16 protein-coding genes are annotated in these 17,282 nt (G+C 59.6%); 3 read left to right on the forward strand and 13 right to left on the reverse strand.

Annotation, left to right across the window (positions count from 1 at the left end):
* Positions 1-522: 522 nt before the first annotated feature.
* On the forward strand, positions 523-2,235 hold the full coding sequence (locus AKL25_RS09720) for a methyl-accepting chemotaxis protein (RefSeq protein ID WP_050477447.1): 1,713 nt from the start codon (positions 523-525) through the stop codon (positions 2,233-2,235).
* Positions 2,236-2,286: 51 nt separating this feature from the next.
* Here the strand turns inward: AKL25_RS09720 and AKL25_RS09725 are convergent, their stop codons facing one another.
* Positions 2,287-4,305: an EAL domain-containing protein gene (locus tag AKL25_RS09725; protein WP_167541870.1), complete on the reverse strand. Its 2,019-nt coding sequence runs from the start codon at positions 4,303-4,305 to the stop codon at positions 2,287-2,289.
* 285 nt (positions 4,306-4,590) lie between these two features.
* Here AKL25_RS09725 and gloA point away from each other — a divergent pair, with 285 nt between their 5' ends.
* Positions 4,591-4,998 carry a lactoylglutathione lyase gene (gene gloA, locus AKL25_RS09730; protein WP_050477449.1) on the forward strand — a complete coding sequence of 136 codons (408 nt, stop codon included), beginning with the start codon at positions 4,591-4,593 and terminating at the stop codon, positions 4,996-4,998.
* Between the two features lie 125 nt (positions 4,999-5,123).
* Here the strand turns inward: gloA and AKL25_RS09735 are convergent, their stop codons facing one another.
* The 10 genes from AKL25_RS09735 to AKL25_RS09780 form a co-directional block, all read right to left on the reverse strand.
* The gene (locus AKL25_RS09735; RefSeq protein ID WP_050477450.1) at positions 5,124-6,047 is read right to left on the reverse strand and encodes a M48 family metallopeptidase; all 924 of its coding nucleotides are present in this window, start codon (positions 6,045-6,047) and stop codon (positions 5,124-5,126) included.
* Positions 6,048-6,064: 17 nt separating this feature from the next.
* Positions 6,065-6,814, reverse strand: coding sequence for a lysophospholipid acyltransferase family protein (locus AKL25_RS09740; protein WP_050477451.1), 750 nt, complete (start codon positions 6,812-6,814; stop codon positions 6,065-6,067).
* Between the two features lie 59 nt (positions 6,815-6,873).
* Entirely contained in the window at positions 6,874-7,431 is a 558-nt protein-coding gene (gmhB, locus tag AKL25_RS09745; RefSeq protein ID WP_050477452.1) for a D-glycero-beta-D-manno-heptose 1,7-bisphosphate 7-phosphatase, read from the reverse strand.
* Positions 7,432-7,469: 38 nt separating this feature from the next.
* Positions 7,470-9,581, reverse strand: coding sequence for a glycine--tRNA ligase subunit beta (gene glyS / locus AKL25_RS09750; RefSeq protein ID WP_050477453.1), 2,112 nt, complete (start codon positions 9,579-9,581; stop codon positions 7,470-7,472).
* A gap of 78 nt (positions 9,582-9,659) precedes the next feature.
* Positions 9,660-10,580: a glycine--tRNA ligase subunit alpha gene (gene glyQ, locus AKL25_RS09755; RefSeq protein ID WP_050477454.1), complete on the reverse strand. Its 921-nt coding sequence runs from the start codon at positions 10,578-10,580 to the stop codon at positions 9,660-9,662.
* Between the two features lie 129 nt (positions 10,581-10,709).
* Positions 10,710-12,305 carry an apolipoprotein N-acyltransferase gene (lnt, locus tag AKL25_RS09760; RefSeq protein WP_083444628.1) on the reverse strand — a complete coding sequence of 532 codons (1,596 nt, stop codon included), beginning with the start codon at positions 12,303-12,305 and terminating at the stop codon, positions 10,710-10,712.
* 10 nt (positions 12,306-12,315) lie between these two features.
* Positions 12,316-13,203: an HlyC/CorC family transporter gene (locus AKL25_RS09765; RefSeq protein ID WP_050477455.1), complete on the reverse strand. Its 888-nt coding sequence runs from the start codon at positions 13,201-13,203 to the stop codon at positions 12,316-12,318.
* Positions 13,204-13,400: 197 nt separating this feature from the next.
* Entirely contained in the window at positions 13,401-13,652 is a 252-nt protein-coding gene (locus AKL25_RS09770) for a pentapeptide MXKDX repeat protein (protein ID WP_050477456.1), read from the reverse strand.
* A gap of 74 nt (positions 13,653-13,726) precedes the next feature.
* Positions 13,727-14,512 (reverse strand): molybdopterin-dependent oxidoreductase, encoded by a 786-nt coding sequence (locus tag AKL25_RS09775; protein WP_157050560.1) that lies wholly within the window; start codon positions 14,510-14,512, stop codon positions 13,727-13,729.
* Between the two features lie 16 nt (positions 14,513-14,528).
* Entirely contained in the window at positions 14,529-15,158 is a 630-nt protein-coding gene (locus AKL25_RS09780; protein ID WP_083444629.1) for a cytochrome b/b6 domain-containing protein, read from the reverse strand.
* 281 nt (positions 15,159-15,439) lie between these two features.
* Between AKL25_RS09780 and AKL25_RS09785 the strand changes: the two genes are divergently transcribed.
* Complete coding sequence (locus AKL25_RS09785; RefSeq protein WP_007876557.1) at positions 15,440-15,613, forward strand: zf-HC2 domain-containing protein; 174 nt, start codon at positions 15,440-15,442, stop codon at positions 15,611-15,613.
* An 86-nt stretch (positions 15,614-15,699) separates the two neighbouring features.
* On the opposite strand, the gene ybeY is transcribed toward AKL25_RS09785, so the two are convergent.
* The gene (ybeY, locus tag AKL25_RS09790) at positions 15,700-16,158 is read right to left on the reverse strand and encodes an rRNA maturation RNase YbeY (RefSeq protein ID WP_050477458.1); all 459 of its coding nucleotides are present in this window, start codon (positions 16,156-16,158) and stop codon (positions 15,700-15,702) included.
* Positions 16,145-17,239, reverse strand: coding sequence for a PhoH family protein (locus AKL25_RS09795; protein WP_050477459.1), 1,095 nt, complete (start codon positions 17,237-17,239; stop codon positions 16,145-16,147). The genes ybeY and AKL25_RS09795 overlap by 14 nt, the downstream gene beginning before the upstream one ends.
* Between the last annotated feature and the right edge of the window lie 43 nt (positions 17,240-17,282).

Raw genomic sequence — 17,282 nt, forward strand, 5'->3', positions numbered from 1 at the left:
GTACAGAGCAAATTATTAGCTCTCAAGCAATGCAGGCAAGCAAATAAATTTATTGCTCCATGGCATGGGCGACCGGCGATTGTCGGAAGCTCGCCACGATAGGTCTCTGATGCGTCAAGCTCCGCAATTGCGAAGAGAGGCGACTCGCATCAGCCGGGTTGCCGCTTGCAGGCAGCCAATCGAAAACCAGTCCACGCCATCCGGAAATGTCGAATGATCAGTAGGGTGATGCAATGTCCTGAACAATCTCATCCTGGTCCATGTGCATGGTCGGCGATATCAGGAATTTCCTGATGGCTCGGAGTAGTTGGGTTAGCTACCCTGCGACAAGAATTGCCGCGCATCAATGTAATGGAGCGCGGCATGACAGAAAGTGCTGATCATTCTGCTGATGTGGTTGAAGCTAGTCTTTTCGGCGCGTAGTATCGGCAATGCGCTGAGAATAAATACATAAAAACGCGCCAGCCGTCAGCCAATCCGTTTATCAGCACTTTGCACTTCAACAGATAGAAGGGGAAATGTATGCGCTTAACGAACTTGAAGATCGGGGCACGTCTTGGTGCCGGATTCGGATTTCTGGTAGTCCTGCTGGTCGCCATGGCCTTGCTGGGCGTGGCTCGCCTGTCCGGCCTCAACGAGCAGATGGACGAAGTTATCAACGACAAATATCCCAAGACGGTGCTGGCCAACGACATCATCAAAAACGTCAACGTCATCGCACGCTCATCGCGTAACGTATTGCTGATGACGGATGCCGACGACCTCGGCAAGGAAATGCAGACGATTCGCCAGGCCAGCGAGAACACCAAGGGAGCCTTGGAAAAACTCGATGCCCTCGTGACCGGCGACAAGGGGCGTGCACTCATCAAGACGATTCTGGATGCGCGTACGCAATATAACGCGGGTCGCGATGAAGTATTGCGGCTGGTCGTCGCCGGCGCCAAAAACGAAGCCACCTTGCTGCTGTTGCAAACGGTGCGTCCTTTGCAATTGACGTACATGACGTCGATCGAAGCCCTGATTGCGCATCAGAATGAATTGATGCAGACCGCTGCAAAAGAAGTCACGGAGGAATACCAGGAGGCGCGCGATCTGGTGATTGCCTTGAGCGTGATCGCCATTGTGTTTGCCGGACTGACCGCATGGCTGGTGACGCGCAGCATCACGTCGCCGTTGAGCCGTGCCGTCAAAGTGGCGGAGACCGTCGCCGCGGGTGATCTCACATCGCAATTCGACGCCAGCAGCAAGGATGAAACCGGACAGTTGCTGCGCGCACTGCGCTCCATGAACGACAACTTGCTCAACATCGTCAGCCAGGTGCGACACGGTACCGACACGATTGCAACGGCTTCTTCGCAGATCGCTACCGGCAATCTGGATCTGTCGAGTCGCACTGAGCAGCAAGCCAGTTCGCTGGAGGAGACGGCATCCTCGATGGAAGAGCTGACCTCCACCGTCAAGCAAAATGCCGAGAACGCGCGTCAGGCAAACCAGCTCGCCGTATCGGCTTCTGCGGTCGCGGTCGAAGGCGGCAGCGTGGTCGGCAAGGTGGTGCACACCATGGAGTCGATCAATGCGTCGTCGAAGAAGATCGTCGATATCATCGCCGTGATCGACGGCATTGCATTTCAGACCAATATTCTTGCATTGAATGCAGCTGTCGAGGCGGCACGTGCGGGTGAACAAGGCCGAGGTTTTGCCGTCGTGGCGTCGGAAGTGCGCACCCTGGCGCAACGCAGCGCCGCCGCGGCGAAAGAAATCAAGTCGCTGATCGATGACTCGGTAGAGAAGGTGGATTCGGGCAGCAAGCTCGTCGAGCAAGCCGGACAGACCATGAGCGAGGTGGTTGCCAGCGTGCGGCGCGTTACCGACATCGTCGGCGAAATTACCGAAGCCAGCCGCGAACAAAGCGAAGGCATCGAGCAAGTCAATCAGGCCGTCACGCAGATGGATCAGGTGACGCAGCAGAATGCCGCGCTGGTGGAGGAGGCCGCCGCCGCTGCGCAGTCGTTGCAGGATCAGGCCAGCAATCTGTCGCAGATCGTCGGCGTGTTCAAGATCGACAGCAATCGCCTGACGCATGAATCATCGACGCGTACGCCGACGGCACCTCGTTCGCATGATGTCACGCCCAAGGCGCCGGTGCTGGCGCGCAAAGAGGACGCGCCGCGTCTGCCTGCAGCACGCGCCGCGACAACAGCAACTACCAAAGAAGACGACTGGGAGCAGTTTTAAACGGTAGAGTTGTACTGTCGGCTTGCCGGATCAACCAGTGAGATGGTCCGGTCAGGCTGACCCAGCCTCAGTCGCAGCCTCAGCCTGCGCCGGCGGAGCATAAAGCATCGCTTCCGCCGGCGGCAGCGCCGCCGCAAAATACCAGCCCTGCACGATATCGATGCCGCAGGTGCCGACAAACTCCAGCTGTTCTTTTGTTTCCACGCCCTCGGCCACCAGCCGGTAGTCGAAGGCTTTCAGCAATCCGCACAGTTCACGGTAGAGCAGTTCACCGCGCGGCGTGGCGCTGTCGGCGACCAGGCTGCGATCCAGCTTGACGCTGTCGATGCCGAGCTTGTGCAGCAGCGCCAGATTGGAATAGCCGGTGCCGAAATCGTCGATCGCCAGCGTGACGCCGTTGTCGCGCAGCATGTTGACGTTGCGCACGAGATCCGAAAACTGTTCCGTGAACGAGCTCTCCAGCATCTCCAGATTCAGGTGGAACAGGCTGGTGTCGATGCGCGCCAGCAAGGCCTTCACTTTTACTTCCGACGACAGGAAGTCGGCCGTCAGATTGAGGCTGATGCGCGGTTCGAAACCTTGCGTCTTCCATTGCTGCAGATCTTCCAGCGCCTGGTTGATGACCCAGTTGTTGAGCGCATCGGAGTAGCCGGCATTTTCCAGTTTTGGGATAAACCACGGTCCGACGATCTTGCCGTCCGGCATGCGCAGGCGCAGCAGCGCTTCAAAGCCGTAGAGGCGCATGGTGTGCATGTCGATCTGCGGCTGGTACCAGAGTTCCAGCTTGCCGGCGGCCAGCAGCTTGAACGCTTCCATGGCCTGCGCGTGCGAATGCATGACTTGTTGCTGGCGATGGAAGTAGCCTTCTTCGGTCACCTCCAGCTGTGCCTCCGGCAGTTCTTCGGTCGCAAATACTTTCTTCAGCTTTTGCCGGATGGAGTCGCCGCTCTCCAATGCCAGGAAAGGGTAGTACATGGCCGCGCCGATGATCAGCATCAGCAGCTGGAAACCGACAGTGAGCAGGCTGCCGCCGCCGGCATGCCAGGCATTGACGCCGAAGGGCAGGATCCAGTGCACGTTATCAACCAGCGGTATCAGGTCCAGCGCCGCAACCGCATACGCCAGCCAGAAGCCGACCAGCGGGAAGGCGATGAAGGGCGCCAGCAGGTAAGGATTGAAGACGATGGGATAGCCGAAGATCAGGATGTCGTTCAGGTTGAACAGTTGCAGCGGCAGCGAGATCTTGGCGACGACGTTCTGCCGCATGCTGCGGCGTCGCAGAAAGATCGCGAGCATCATCGACAGCGTGCCGCCGGCGCCGCCGAACAGCACGAAGGTGTTGAGCAGGCTGCCCAGCGTAAACCGGTGGATGACGATCTGGTTCAGGTCGTTGCCATACATCAGGCTGGTGTACACATAGTTGCCGTGTATGCCGAGAAACCACAGCACATGCACCGCCACCACGCGGATGCTGCCCTGAACCAGCACCGGCAAATGCGACAGGTAGTCGCCGGGGCTGTTGAACGATGCAATCAGGAACGCCGACAGCCAATGCCAGATGACGGCATTGAGCAGCACCACGACCAGCGCCGGCAAGATGCTGTTGATGCTGGTCGCCAGCAGGTGGCTGACCTCCTTGCCGTCGATTTGCAGAAAGCGGCAGCGCCGTATCATCATCAGTAACAAGATCGATATCAGCGGCAGCAGAATGCTGTAGACGCTGGGCAAGACGGACGCCACCGTGCTGTCGCTGGCGGCAGCCATGGGAACGATCACCACGGCGAAACTGACGCCGCTGATCAAGGCGCCGACCAGTGGATCGATGCGGCGATGACGCGCCAGTTTGTATCCCAGCAGCGTCGCCACCGCGAACGGCAACGCCCGTTTGACGGGAAACGAAATGAGCTGGATGAGACCGTAGATGCTGTGCTGGCTGCCGCTGTCCGGGATCAGCGTCGACGCCAGATCCAGCAGCGACATCAGCATGTAGATCGGCAGGATGGTGATGAATGTCTCGCGCATCACCAGCAAGGTGCCGGAAACTTCGCGCAACACACGGCTGTTTTTCATGGCGGCGAACATTGTTTTTATCCCATCCCTTGGTCGATCGCGCTGTGGTGCGCGATTCGGCGTATCCCTGATGTACTGAATGTGGTTCTGGTTGCGGTCCCTGCATCCTCCGCTGCCGGAGAAAGCCAACCGGCAGCCTCCATAGTAGAGGAAAGAAGCGAGAAATGCTCGCTCGCAGCAGCGCCTCGCGTCCGATGTTGCCCGATGCAGTCCAAGACCCGGCAAGCCGCCCCGAACAGCGCTACAATCTTGCACTCCGATAAGTTCTCAGGCAAAAGGCTCACTATGCGTATTCTGCACACCATGCTGCGGGTTGGCGATCTGCAACGCTCCATCGATTTTTACACCAAGGTGCTAGGCATGAAGTTGCTGCGCACCAGCGACAATCCCGAATACAAATACACCCTGGCCTTTCTCGGTTACGGCAGCAATCCGGAACACGCCGAGCTTGAGCTGACTTACAACCACGGTGTTGAAAAATATGAAATGGGTACAGCCTACGGCCATATCGCAATCTCGGTGGACGACGCTTATAAGGCTTGCGATGCGGCGCGCAATTCCGGCGGCAATGTGACGCGCGAGGCTGGTCCCGTCAAGGGCGGCTCCACCGTGATCGCATTCGTGACGGATCCGGACGGCTACAAGATCGAGTTCATTGAGCGCAAGGACAGCGAGCCGGGCAAGGGTCTGTAATCAGACTTCGCGATGCGTGCCGGTAACCGGCCGCAAGCGACAGCTCGCGACATAAAGAAAAAGGCCTGCTCGCACCGGCATCGTGACGCCGGAGATGCGGACAGGCCTTTTGGACGAACAGAAGGTCAGAAAATCGGCAGGGTTTCCGGCGCGCTTTCGCGTAACGCCCGCTTTGCCGTTTCAAATTCAGGGAAGATCGATTGCACCGTCGCCCAGAAGCGCGGGCTGTGATTCATTTCGCGCAGGTGCGACAGTTCGTGCGCGATCACGTAATCGATCAGCGGCAGGGCGAAATGCATCAGCCGCCAGTTCAGGCGGATGCGCCCGTCAGCCGTACACGAACCCCATTGCGTGGTCGCCGACGACAGCGCGAAAGACTGATACGTCACACCGAGCTTTTCCGCATAGATCGGCAGGCGGGCGGCAAAGGTTTCCTTGGCGCGCGCTTGCAGCCAGCCTTGTACACGGTCTTTCAATTGTTGTTCGCCGGCGTCTGCGGGCAGGCCGACGGTCAATTCCAGGGTTTCTTCGTCATACGCGATGCCGGCCGCCTGATGGGCGCGGATGCGCAGCGTCACGTCCTGGCCGAGATACGGCAGCGTCGCGCCGTCGCGCCATTGCATCTGCGGTTGCAGGCGGCGCGCCGAGCGTTCGCGGCGTTCGTTGAGTTTGGTGAAGATCCAGCGCTGCTTTTCACGGATGGCGTTTTCGATCTCGCCCAGCGTCACCCATTTCGGCGCCGTCACGCGCAAGCCTTCATCGCTGATCAGGAAACCGATCGAACGGCGCTTGGAGCGCAGCAAGGCATAGTCGATATGGTGTTCGCCCAGCTGGATGCGGCGCATGCCGTCGGCCGGACGGCCGATAGGAGGCGACATCGGCGGCAGCGGAGACTGATGCGTCAGCTCCGGTGCAGGGATGGATGGCTCGGGTTCGACAAACGGCGGTGGCGGGTTTTCCTGCTTCGTCTCAAGCGGCGTCGGGGTGAAGAAATCCAGTTGCAGCGTCAGCTGGTTAGGATCGGGCTGTGAATGACGAAGCAGTTTCAATGTAGTGGGGCCGATGGTCAGTTCTTCTTGTCTACAGCGGCATAAACCGCCGGGGAAATCACGCGCATCTCCGATTCTATCCAATTTTCGACGCGTTGGCTTAATTGCGCGGGATCCAGGCCTTCCGGCGAGATCGGCTTGCCGATCGACACGGTGATGATTCCCGGCTTTTTGATGAAGGAGCCCTTGGGCCAGCATTCGCCGGCATTGACCGCCATCGGCACCACCGGGGTGTTGGTTTCCACCGCCAGGCGCGAACCGCCGTGCTTGTACTTGCCTGCCTGGCCCACGGGAATGCGCGTGCCTTCCGGGAACATGATCACCCACTGGCCATCGGCCAGGCGCTTGCGGCCTTGCACCACCACCTGGGCGAAGGCGTCGCGCCCCTTGCTGCGGTCGATCGGGATCATGCGCAGCAGCGCAATGCCCCAGCCGAAGAAGGGAATATAGGTCAGCTCTTTCTTGAACACGAACACCAGCGGACGCGGCATGCTGATCACGTAGAAAATCGTTTCCCATGCCGATTGATGCTTGGACAGCAGGATCACCGGCGCATCGGGAAGGTTCTCCATGCCCTTGATCTGGTAGCGGATGCCGCAGATCACGCGCGCCGCCCAGATCACGATGACGTTCCAGCGCGAGGTCAGGTAATACCGTTTGGCGTAAGGAAACGGTGCAAACAGGATGCAGGCCATCGACCAGACGATGGTCACCACCGCCATGATCAGCGTGAACAGAACGGAACGCAAAAACAGGTTGATACGCAAAATTCAATCTCCCTTGTACGATTCAACCGGGCTCGTCATCGACGAGGACCGGGCAGAACCTAAACCGACACTTCTACCGGCGCTTTTAAGATGAAGTCGACCACGCTGGCGAGATCGGGATAGACCAGTGTTCCTGGCGGCAGGCCGCCTTTTTCGCGCGTCTTCTCACCCTTGCCGGTCAGGACCAGATAGGGCGCGCAACCGGCCTTGAAACCGGCCTGCAGATCGCGCAGCGAGTCGCCGACGGTGATCACGCCGCCGCGCAGGCTGACGCCGAAACGCTTGGCGATTTCGTTGAACATGCCTTCCTTGGGTTTGCGGCAATCGCAATTGTCGTCGGCGGCATGCGGGCAGAAAAACACGGCGTCGATATCCGCGCCCACTTGCTGCGCGGCGTTGTGCATCTTCTGGTGAATAGCATTGAGCGTCATCATGTCGAACAGGCCGCGGCCGACGCCGGACTGATTGGTCGCCACGACCACGCGATATCCCGCCTGATTGAGGCGGGCGATCGCTTCCAGCGACCCCTTGATCGGGATCCATTCTTGCGGCGACTTGATGAACGCATCCGAGTCGTGATTGATCACGCCGTCGCGGTCCAGAATAATCAGCTTCATATAGTTCTTTCCCTTATCCCTGAGAACCTTATGAACATCTATGCAGCCAGCTTGGAAATATCCGCCACCTGGTTGAGCATCTGATGCAGCTCGGCCAGCAATGCCTGGCGGTTGTTGCGCAGCTGTTCGTCTTCGGCGTTGACCATGACGTCGTTGAAGAAGGCATCGACGTTCTGGCGCAATTGTGCCAGCGCTTTCAACGCGCCGCTGAAGTTGCCTTGCGCATACGCTGCATCGACTTGCGGCTTCAGCAGCAACATGGCCGAATACAGGGCTTGCTCGGCGGCTTCGCGCAGCAGGCCGTTCTGGACCGTTCCGCTCACACCGCCTTCGATCTTCTTCAGGATATTGGTGATGCGCTTGTTGGCGGCTGCCAGCGCTTCGGCTTCCGGCAAGGCTGCGAAAGCCTGCACCGCGTCGAGACGCTCGGTGATGTTGTCCAGCACTTCCGGCTGTTGCGCGACCACCGCTTCGATTTCGTTGGGCGAGTAATTGCGCTCGCGCAGCAGGCCGCGCAGACGATCGTAGAAGAAGGCGCTGACGTCGGCGCTCGGATCCTTGAAGTTGCTGTTGCCGGCGAACAGGGCCACGGCTTCTTTCAGCAAGACCGGGATCGCCAGCGACAGGCGTTTCTCAACCAGCATGCGCAGGATGCCCAGCGCATGGCGGCGCAGCGCAAACGGATCCTTGTCGCCGGTCGGCTGCAGGCCGATGCCCCAGATGCCGACCAGGGTTTCCAGCTTGTCGGCCAGTGCGACGGCGGTGCCGGTTGCAGAGGTCGGCAGTGCATCGCCGGCGAAGCGCGGCTGATAGTGTTCGGAGGCCGCCAGCGCGACTTCGTCCGGCTCGCCGTCGTGACGCGCGTAGTAGGTGCCCATGATGCCTTGCAGCTCGGGGAACTCGCCGACCATGTCGGTCAGCAGGTCGGCCTTGGCCAGCAGGGCGCCGCGTTCAGCCAGCGCCACGTCATTGCCCAGCAGTCCGGCAATCGCGCCGGCCAGCGCCTTGACGCGCTCGGTGCGTTGCAGCTGGTTGCCCAGTTTGTTGTGATACACCACGTTGCCCAGTTGCGGCACGCGGTCGGCCAGAGACTTCTTCTTGTCTTGTTCAAAGAAGAATTTCGCATCCGACAGGCGCGGGCGCACCACGCGCTCGTTGCCTTGAATGATGTGCCGCGGATCGGGGGTTTCCAGATTGGAGACGATCAGGAAGCGTGAGCGCAGGCGACCGGCGGCGTCGGTCAGCGCAAAGTATTTCTGGTTGGTCTGCATGGTCAGGATCAGGCATTCCTGCGGCACCGCCAGGAATTGATCGTCGAATTTGCATTCGTAGACCACCGGCCATTCGACCAGCGCCGTCACTTCGTCCAGCAGCGATTCAGGCATCAGCACCTTGTCGTCGCCGGCCTTGCCGAGCAGGTCGAGGCGGATTTTTTCCTTGCGTTCGTTGAAGCCGGGAATGACCTTGCCTTTGCTGATCAGCGTTTCGACATACGATTCCGGCGAGTCGACCGCGATCGCGCCTTGCGACAGGAAACGATGGCCTTGCGTGATCTTGTCGGCATCCAGGCCGAGGATGTTCAGCGGCACGACGGCCGTGCCATGCAGTGCGATCAGGCGATGCGCAGGGCGCACGAAATGCACGGTGTCGCCCGCAGCGCGACCGTGCTGGCGCTGATAGCTCATGACCTTGGGGATCGGCAGCTTGGCGACCGATTCTTCCAGCGCAGTCTGCAAACCGGTCTGCAGCGCCGTACCCTTAGCGGTATAGGTGTAGAAAAAGCTTTCGGCCTTGCCGTCTTGCGCGCGTTCCAGCTGATCCGGCGTGATGACGGTGACGCCGACCTGTGCCGCCAGTGCGGCCAGTTTCTTGACCAGCGGTGCGGACGGACGGCCTTCGGCATCGAGCGCGACGCTGACCGGCAGCACTTTTTCGCGGATCGACTTATCCAGCGAGGTAGCGCGCACCTTGGTGATGGAAACCGCCAGGCGGCGTGGCGTAGCGTAAGCCGTGGCGACCGCGCCGTCTTCGAGGAAGTCGCGAGCTTTCAGTCCATTGAAAATGCCGTTGGCAAACGCATCGCCCAATTTGGCGAGTACTTTCGGCGGCAGTTCTTCGGTCAGGAGTTCTACTAAAAGTGTTTGAGTCATTTTCTGTTTTCTTGCCAATTTCTTGCTTATCTGGCGCACCGGCTTGTCTCAGCTGCTGCGCGATCCGGTCAATACTGGTTAGGCGGCCTGGCGTGCAGTGTCCGCCGCGTCGGCCATCGGGAAGCCGAGACGTTCGCGCGATTCGAAATACGCCTGCGCCACGGCGCGCGACAGATTGCGGATACGGCCGATATAGGCTGCGCGCTCGGTCACCGAGATCGCGCCGCGCGCATCCAGCAGGTTGAAGGTGTGCGCCGCCTTCAGGATCATTTCGTAGGCGGGCAGCGCCAGCGGCACTTCCAGCAGGCGCTTGGCTTCGGATTCGTAGTTGCCGAACAGCGAGAACAGGAAGTCGGTGTTCGAGTATTCGAAGTTGAAGGTCGACTGCTCGACTTCGTTCTGGTGGAACACATCGCCGTAGGTCAGGTGCTTCTTGACGCCGTTCTCGATCCATTCGGTCCAGACCAGGTCATAGACGTTTTCCACGCCTTGCAGGTACATCGCCAGACGCTCGATGCCGTAGGTGATTTCCCCCAGCACCGGCTTGCAGTCGAGGCCGCCGACTTGCTGGAAGTAGGTGAACTGGGTCACTTCCATGCCGTTGAGCCAGACTTCCCAGCCCAGGCCCCAGGCGCCCAGGGTCGGGTTTTCCCAGTCGTCTTCGACGAAACGCACGTCGTTTTGCTTCAGATCCAGGCCGAGGGCTTCCAGCGAGCCGAGGTACAGATCGAGGATGTTCTCAGGCGCAGGCTTCAGCACGACCTGGTATTGGTAGTAGTGCTGCATGCGGTTCGGGTTTTCGCCGTAGCGGCCGTCCTTCGGGCGGCGCGACGGTTGCACGTAGGCAGCGCGCCAGGGCTCGGGGCCGATGGCGCGCAGGAAGGTCGCGGTATGCGACGTGCCGGCGCCGACTTCCATGTCGTACGGCTGGAGCAATGCGCAACCTTGCGCATCCCAATATTCTTGCAGCTTGAGAATGATCTGTTGAAATGTGAGCATCTTTTTTGTGGTTGCCGATGACGGCAGGCAAGGAATTGCTAAAACCCTGAATTTTAGCGGTTTTTGGGGTGCTTATGCGCCCCGCATGGAGGAATGCGAAGGAATAAGCCGCGGAAACTGCGCCGAAACTCAGCGCTTGCGGCGCGACAGCAGCCAGGCCGCCGCCAGCGAGACGATCGCCAGCGCCAGCATCAGCTTGTTGCCGAACAGAATGTAGGGCGTCTGGCCCTGATAGCCTTGCACCGAAGCGCTCAGCATATTGCGTGTGTAAGGCTGTAATTCGGAGATGACCTGGCCGTTCGGTCCGATCACGGCGGTCGCGCCGGTATTGGTCGAGCGCAGCATCGGCCGGCCGGTTTCCAAGCTGCGCATCTGCGAGATCTGCAAGTGCTGGGGTAGCGCGATGGAGTTGCCGAACCAGGCGATATTCGACAGATTCAGCAGGATGCTGGCCTGCGGCTGGCCGGCGTAGTAGGCGCCCCCGAGCTGGGCGGCGATTTCTTCGCCGAACAGATCTTCGTAGCAGATATTCGGCATCACCCATTGCTGCTTGACTGCAAACGGCATCTGCAGCGGCTTGCCGCGCGTCATGTCGCCCAGCGGGATGTTCATCATGTCGACGAACCAGCGGAAGCCGAACGGGATGAACTCGCCGAAAGGCACCAGGTGATGCTTGTCATAGCGATAAGGGCTTTTGGCGCTGGCCGGATCGGGCGAGAAACCGATCACGCTGTTGGCATACTGGTTGGGGCCGTCCGCCAGCGGAATGCCCAGCGCCAGATGGCTGCCGGAGGTCTGGATGAAGCGGATCAGGCGGGCCAGGTAATCCGGCGGCAACTGCTGCGGCAGCAGCGGCACGGCGGTTTCCGGCGTGGCGATCAGGTCGGCGGGGGCGCTGCGGATCATCTCGTCGTACATGTTCAGCGTCGACAGCAGCGCTTCATTGGAGAACTTCAATTCCTGCGGGATATTTCCCTGCAACAGACGCGCGGTGATCGGCTGGCCGACGGGCGTTGTCCACTGCACCGTATGCAGCGCCGCACCGGCGCACGCCAGCAACACTGCCAGCACCGCTGGCAGGATGCGCCGGCCTGCGCGCAGGCTCAGCATCGCCAGGCAACCGGCGATCACGGCGGCAATCCAGGCCAGGCCGTAGACGCCGACGACCGGCGCAAAACCGGCCAGCGGGCCGACGTTATGCGCGTAGCCGGAAGTCAGCCAGGGAAATCCCGTGAACAACCAGCCGCGCACCCATTCCGACAGCGCCCACAAAGCCGGTAACACCAGCAGCGACAGCACGGCGGACGACAGTTGCCGGCGTTGCCTGAGCCAGCTCGCCAGTCCCGCCGTCAGTGCGGCGTAGATACCGACATAGGCCGCCAGCAAGCCGACCGCCAGCGCCGCCATCCATCCCGCCATGCCGCCGTAGTCGTGCATGCTGATGTACAGCCAGTGCACGCCGCAGGCCGCCCAGCCGAAGCCGTAGAGCCAGCCGGTCAGCGCGTTGCGTCGGAACGAGGCGGTGCGGCTGACCTGGCGGAACAGCCATGCCAGCGTCAGGATCTGGATCGGCCAGATGTTGAAGGGCGCAAAGGCCAGCACATTGAGCACGCCGGCCAGCAAGGCGATGAGCGGCGTCCACCGTGCGAGCGCCGTGGCGCCGGCGACGTTGGCGCCATCCGATGCAGTGTTCGCGCCGGCAGGGGAGTGAGTCGGGAGGTTCACGCAGGGAAACTTATTCTTCTTCCCCGGCTGCCGGGGTTTCCGGCAGTTTTTCCACCAGCAGCACATGGGCCTGGCGGGCGTCGGCGCGCAGCACTTCGAAATGCATGCCGGCGATGTCGAACTCATCGCCCTTGCGCGGCACGCGGCCGAGATGGTTGGCGACCAGGCCGCCGATGGTGTCGGCGTCTTCGTCGGAGAATTCGGTTTCCAGCGTTTCGTTGAACTGGGTGATTTCGGTCAGGCCCTTGATGCGCCAGCGCGGGCCGTTGGCGCCGTCCTTGATGGCGAGGATGTTGTCTTCTTCCTCGTCGAAATCGTATTCGTCTTCGATGTCGCCGACGATTTGTTCCAGCACGTCTTCAATCGTGATCAGGCCGGCAACGCCGCCGTATTCGTCGACGACGATGGCCATGTGGTTGCGGTTGGCGCGGAAGTCGCGCAGCAGCACGTTGAGGCGTTTCGATTCGGGGATGAAGACGGCGGGGCGCAGCATGTCGCGCACGTCGAAGGATTCTTCGGCGTAATAACGCAGCAGATCCTTGGCCAGCAAGACGCCGATCACCTTGTCGCGCTCTCCCTCGACCGCCGGGAAGCGGGAATGCGAAGTCGACAGCACTTCGGGCATCCAGGTTTCGATCGGTTTGGTGATGTCGATGGTGTCCATTTGCGAACGCGGCACCATGATGTCGCGCACGGCCAGGTCGGATACCTGAAACACGCCTTCAATCATCGACAGCGCATCGGCGTCGATCAGATTGCGCTCGTGGGCGTCGTGCAGGACTTCGAGCAACTCTGCTCGGTTTTCAGGTTCAGGGGAGATGAGTGCAGTGAGACGTTCAAATAAAGAACGGTGGGGTTTAGCGTCAATGGATTTGACGCTACTAGGGTGATCTTGCATATGGCGTGAGCCGTGGGTCCGACGTTGTTTCGATGAGCCATAGGATACAACAAATATATGACAAATCTACTAAAACCCCATTTCTCGCCTGGGGCGGGGAAGGAATGCAACATCCCAGGTGTCGTAAATTGCAACAGTTTCCCAACGGACATGTCCGCAGCATGCGCATGCCGCGGACATGTCGAAAGAAACGAAGATTATTTCTTCATTTCATCCTTGGCCATGCCGTCCTTCGCCATGCCGTCTTTGGCCATGGAGTCCTTGCTCATGGAATCTTTCTTCATGTGTTTCTTTTTCATGCCGTCTTTCTTCATGCTGTCCTTGGACATGGAATCCTTGGACATGGAATCCTTGGACATGTCGTCCTTGGCCATGGTGTCGGCAGCGTAGGCGCCCGAAACGGCAGCCATCATCAGACAGGCGAACAGCGTAGAGAGTGCTTTTTTCATGTGAATCTCCTAGAAATTAAATTGGCAAAAAAGTGGCAAAAGCGCCATGAATCCGACAAAGACTTAGCAGCTTGCTAAGCACCGCCGAACCAGTTGTACCCCTGGTCTTCCCAGTAACCGCCGGGGTAAGTGTTGGTTACTTCGATTGAAGCAATATGCTTCGGATTCTTGTAGCCCAGCTTGGTGGGCATGCGCAGCTTCATCGGGAAGCCGTACTTCGGCGGCAGGATCTCGCCGTCGTAGGTCAGCGTCAGTTGCGTTTGTGCGTGCAGTGCGGTCGGCATGTCGATGCTGGTGTAGTAGTCGTCGGCGCAGCGGAAGGCGATGTACTTCGCGCTCATGTCGGCGCCGATGTGCTTCAGGAAGCCGGCAAACGGCACGCCGCCCCAGCGGCCGATGGCGCTCCAGCCTTCCACGCAGATGTGGCGCGTGATCTGCTCCACCTGCGGCAAGCGGCGCAGCTCCGGCAGCGTCCACGACTTCTTGTTGCTGACCAGTCCCTTGATCTCCAGGCGGTAGTCGTCGCCGTCGACTTCGGTGATTTCGTCTTCGCCATAAAACGCATTGAACGGAAACGGCCGTGTGATCATCGACGCCGGGTAAGTCGGCGCCATCAGGTTGGGATCGAACAGCCAGCCCTGCACGCCGTCGTTCATGCGCGAGATTTTGGTGAGCATGCGATTGACCGATTCGTTGTCGGTGATTTCGCAGCCGGTCAGCAGCGACAAGCCGCCCAGCGTCAGCGCGCGCTTGCCGAACAGCCGGCGCGAGGGCATGGCCAGTTCCAGTTCGCGGCGCGCATCCTTGATGATGAGTTCGCTGTCCAGCGCGGACGGCAGACGATTGGGTTTTTTGATCATGATGTCCTTCGCTTTCTCAACGGCCGCGCAGCATGGCGAGCAAGGTGCGCGGCACCAGCGCCACCATCACGATATGCACGACGATGAACAGCACCAGAAAAGTCATCGCGAAAAAGTGCACGATGCGCGCATTGTCAAAACCGCCCATCAGGTCGCGCAGCAAGGGCAGTTGCACCGACTTCCAGACCGCCAGGCCGGAGATCACGATCAGCACGAGATCGGCGATGACCGAGAGGTAAGCCAGCTTTTGCACAGCGTTGTAATGATCCAGCGATGCATGCTGCAGCTTGCCTTTCAGGGCTTGCACGAAGTCATGCAAAATTTCTTTCGGATGCAGCGGGAAGAATTTGCGCTGCGCGCGTCCGGTCAACAGATTGAGCAGAAGATAAATGACGCCATTGATCGCCAGCAGCCACATCGCAGCAAAGTGCCATTGCAGTGCGCCGCCCAGCCAGCCGCCCAGCGTCCATTCTTTCGGAAAGACGAAGGGGAAAATCGGCGAGGCGTTATAGATGCGCCAGCCGCTGGCAATCATGATCACCACGGAGAGGGCATTGATCCAGTGCGTCACGCGCAGCCACAAAGGATGAACCGTGGCGTGCGGCGCTGCTGGTGTGGTCGGCAAGACCGATAGGGAAGCTTTCACAATCGTCTCCTGAGTACATCGTGCAATGCAAAACGTCTTCAATCCGATTCATGCGAGGCGTTTTGCGATTCTATGCCCCTTGGTCGCAGCGACCCGGCGATTTCTTACACAAGGTAAGAAAAAGAGTGAAAAGCGGAACACTATTTTGCAAACGCCGAAGAATTCGATTAAAAACCGGTCAGCAAAATGTAAGAATTCAAGGAGCTCGCCGACTAAGCGATATGGCACCGGAGAGTCGAGGCATGGCGCGTCATTTACAATGACGTCACAGGAGCAATCATATGAAATGCAAGGAAGCACACCGCGTCTTGTGCGAAGCGCAAGACAACAAACTGTCGTTTGCACGCCGGCTGGCATTGCGCTGGCATCTGGCCATTTGCGACCATTGCACGCGTTTCGGCCGGCAGTTGGGATTTTTGCGGACAGCGGTCAGACGCTATCGCGATGGGGAATAAACAGTAAGGACATGCGTTGCGGCAACATCATGCAAGATGGAAATTGCCGCAACGTGCAGAAGTAACTTCAATCGCCGGTGTCAACCTCAGCCGCGATCGGCGTAAGGATTGTCGAAACCCAGGCCGGCCAGGATTTCCGTCTCTAAAGCTTCCATCTCGGTCGCTTCTTCCTCTTCTTCGTGGTCGTAACCCTGGGCGTGCAGCACGCCATGCACGATCAGGTGCGCGGCATGATCCAACAGCGGTTTCTTTTGCTCAGCAGCTTCCTTCTCCAGCACGTCGGTGCACAGAATGATGTCGGCCTGGGTGACTTCGCTGTCTTCATCTTCCGTGTAGGCAAACGTCAGCACGTTGGTGGCGTAGTTCTTGCCGCGATAGTCGCGGTTCAGGGTCTGGCCTTCTTCGGCATCGACAAAGCGGATCGTCAGTTCGGCGGGTGCGAACAGCGCGGCCTGAATCCAGCGCCGGATCTGCGTGCGCGGCACGCTTTCCTTCAGACGCGGATCGGCGTACTGAACGGACAGGGTCAGTTTATTTTTTTGCATGACGTGGCTTGGCCGACTGAGTCAGGCCCTGGCTGAGACGTTTGACGGCATTGTTGGACGTGATGTGGGCGTTGCCGATGGACGCTGTGCCTGCGTGCGCCTCGTAGGCGTCGACGATGCGCGCCACCATGGGGTGACGCACCACATCGCTGCTGGTGAAGCGTGAGAACGCGATGCCGCGCACATCGTGCAATACATTGAGCGCATCGATCAGGCCGCTCTTCTGGCCGTGATGCAAATCGATCTGCGTGACGTCGCCGGTGACCACCGCTTTGCTGCCGAAGCCAATGCGCGTGAGGAACATCTTCATCTGTTCCGGCGTGGTGTTCTGCGCTTCGTCGAGAATGATGAACGCATGATTCAGCGTGCGGCCGCGCATGTAGGCGAGCGGCGCGATTTCAATCGCCTGTTTTTCGAACAGCTTCTGCGTGCGGTCGAAACCGAGCAGGTCGTACAGCGCGTCATACAGCGGGCGCAAATACGGATCCACCTTTTGCGCCAGATCGCCGGGCAGGAAGCCGAGGCGTTCGCCGGCTTCCACCGCCGGGCGCGTCAGCACGATGCGCTGCACGGCGTCGCGTTCCAGCGCATCGACTGCGCAGGCGACCGCGAGATAGGTCTTGCCGGTGCCGGCCGGGCCGACGCCGAAGGTGATGTCGTGCTCCAGGATCGCATGCAGGTATTCGGCCTGATGCGGCGTGCGGCCGCGCAGGTCGTGCTTGCGCGTCTTCAGCACCGGGCTTTCGATTTCGGTTTTTTCAGTCTTGTCGATGGCTGCGTCGGCGCCGTCCAGCTCAGCGTCGATGGTCGCGGTGGCGCGTTGTTCCACCAGCGTCAGTTGGATATCCTCCACTGAAACCGGCTTGTCGGCCAGAGCATAGAACCGTTCGAGGATGGCCGCTGCGCGCTCGGCGTTGGTGCCGCTGGCGATGAATTTCTCGCCGCGGCGGAAAATCGTCACGTCGAGCGCGGACGAGATTTGCCTCAGGTTTTCATCCAAAGGACCGCACAGATTCGCCAGACGTTTATTGTCGAGCGGTTGCGGGATGAAGTAGTGAGGCTGGCTGGGTGATTTTTTCAATCTGGCTCGGTATCGGTAAGGGTAAGTAGAACTTGATTGGACT

This window comes from Herbaspirillum rhizosphaerae (assembly GCF_001189965.1).
Taxonomy (GTDB): domain Bacteria; phylum Pseudomonadota; class Gammaproteobacteria; order Burkholderiales; family Burkholderiaceae_D; genus Herbaspirillum; species Herbaspirillum rhizosphaerae.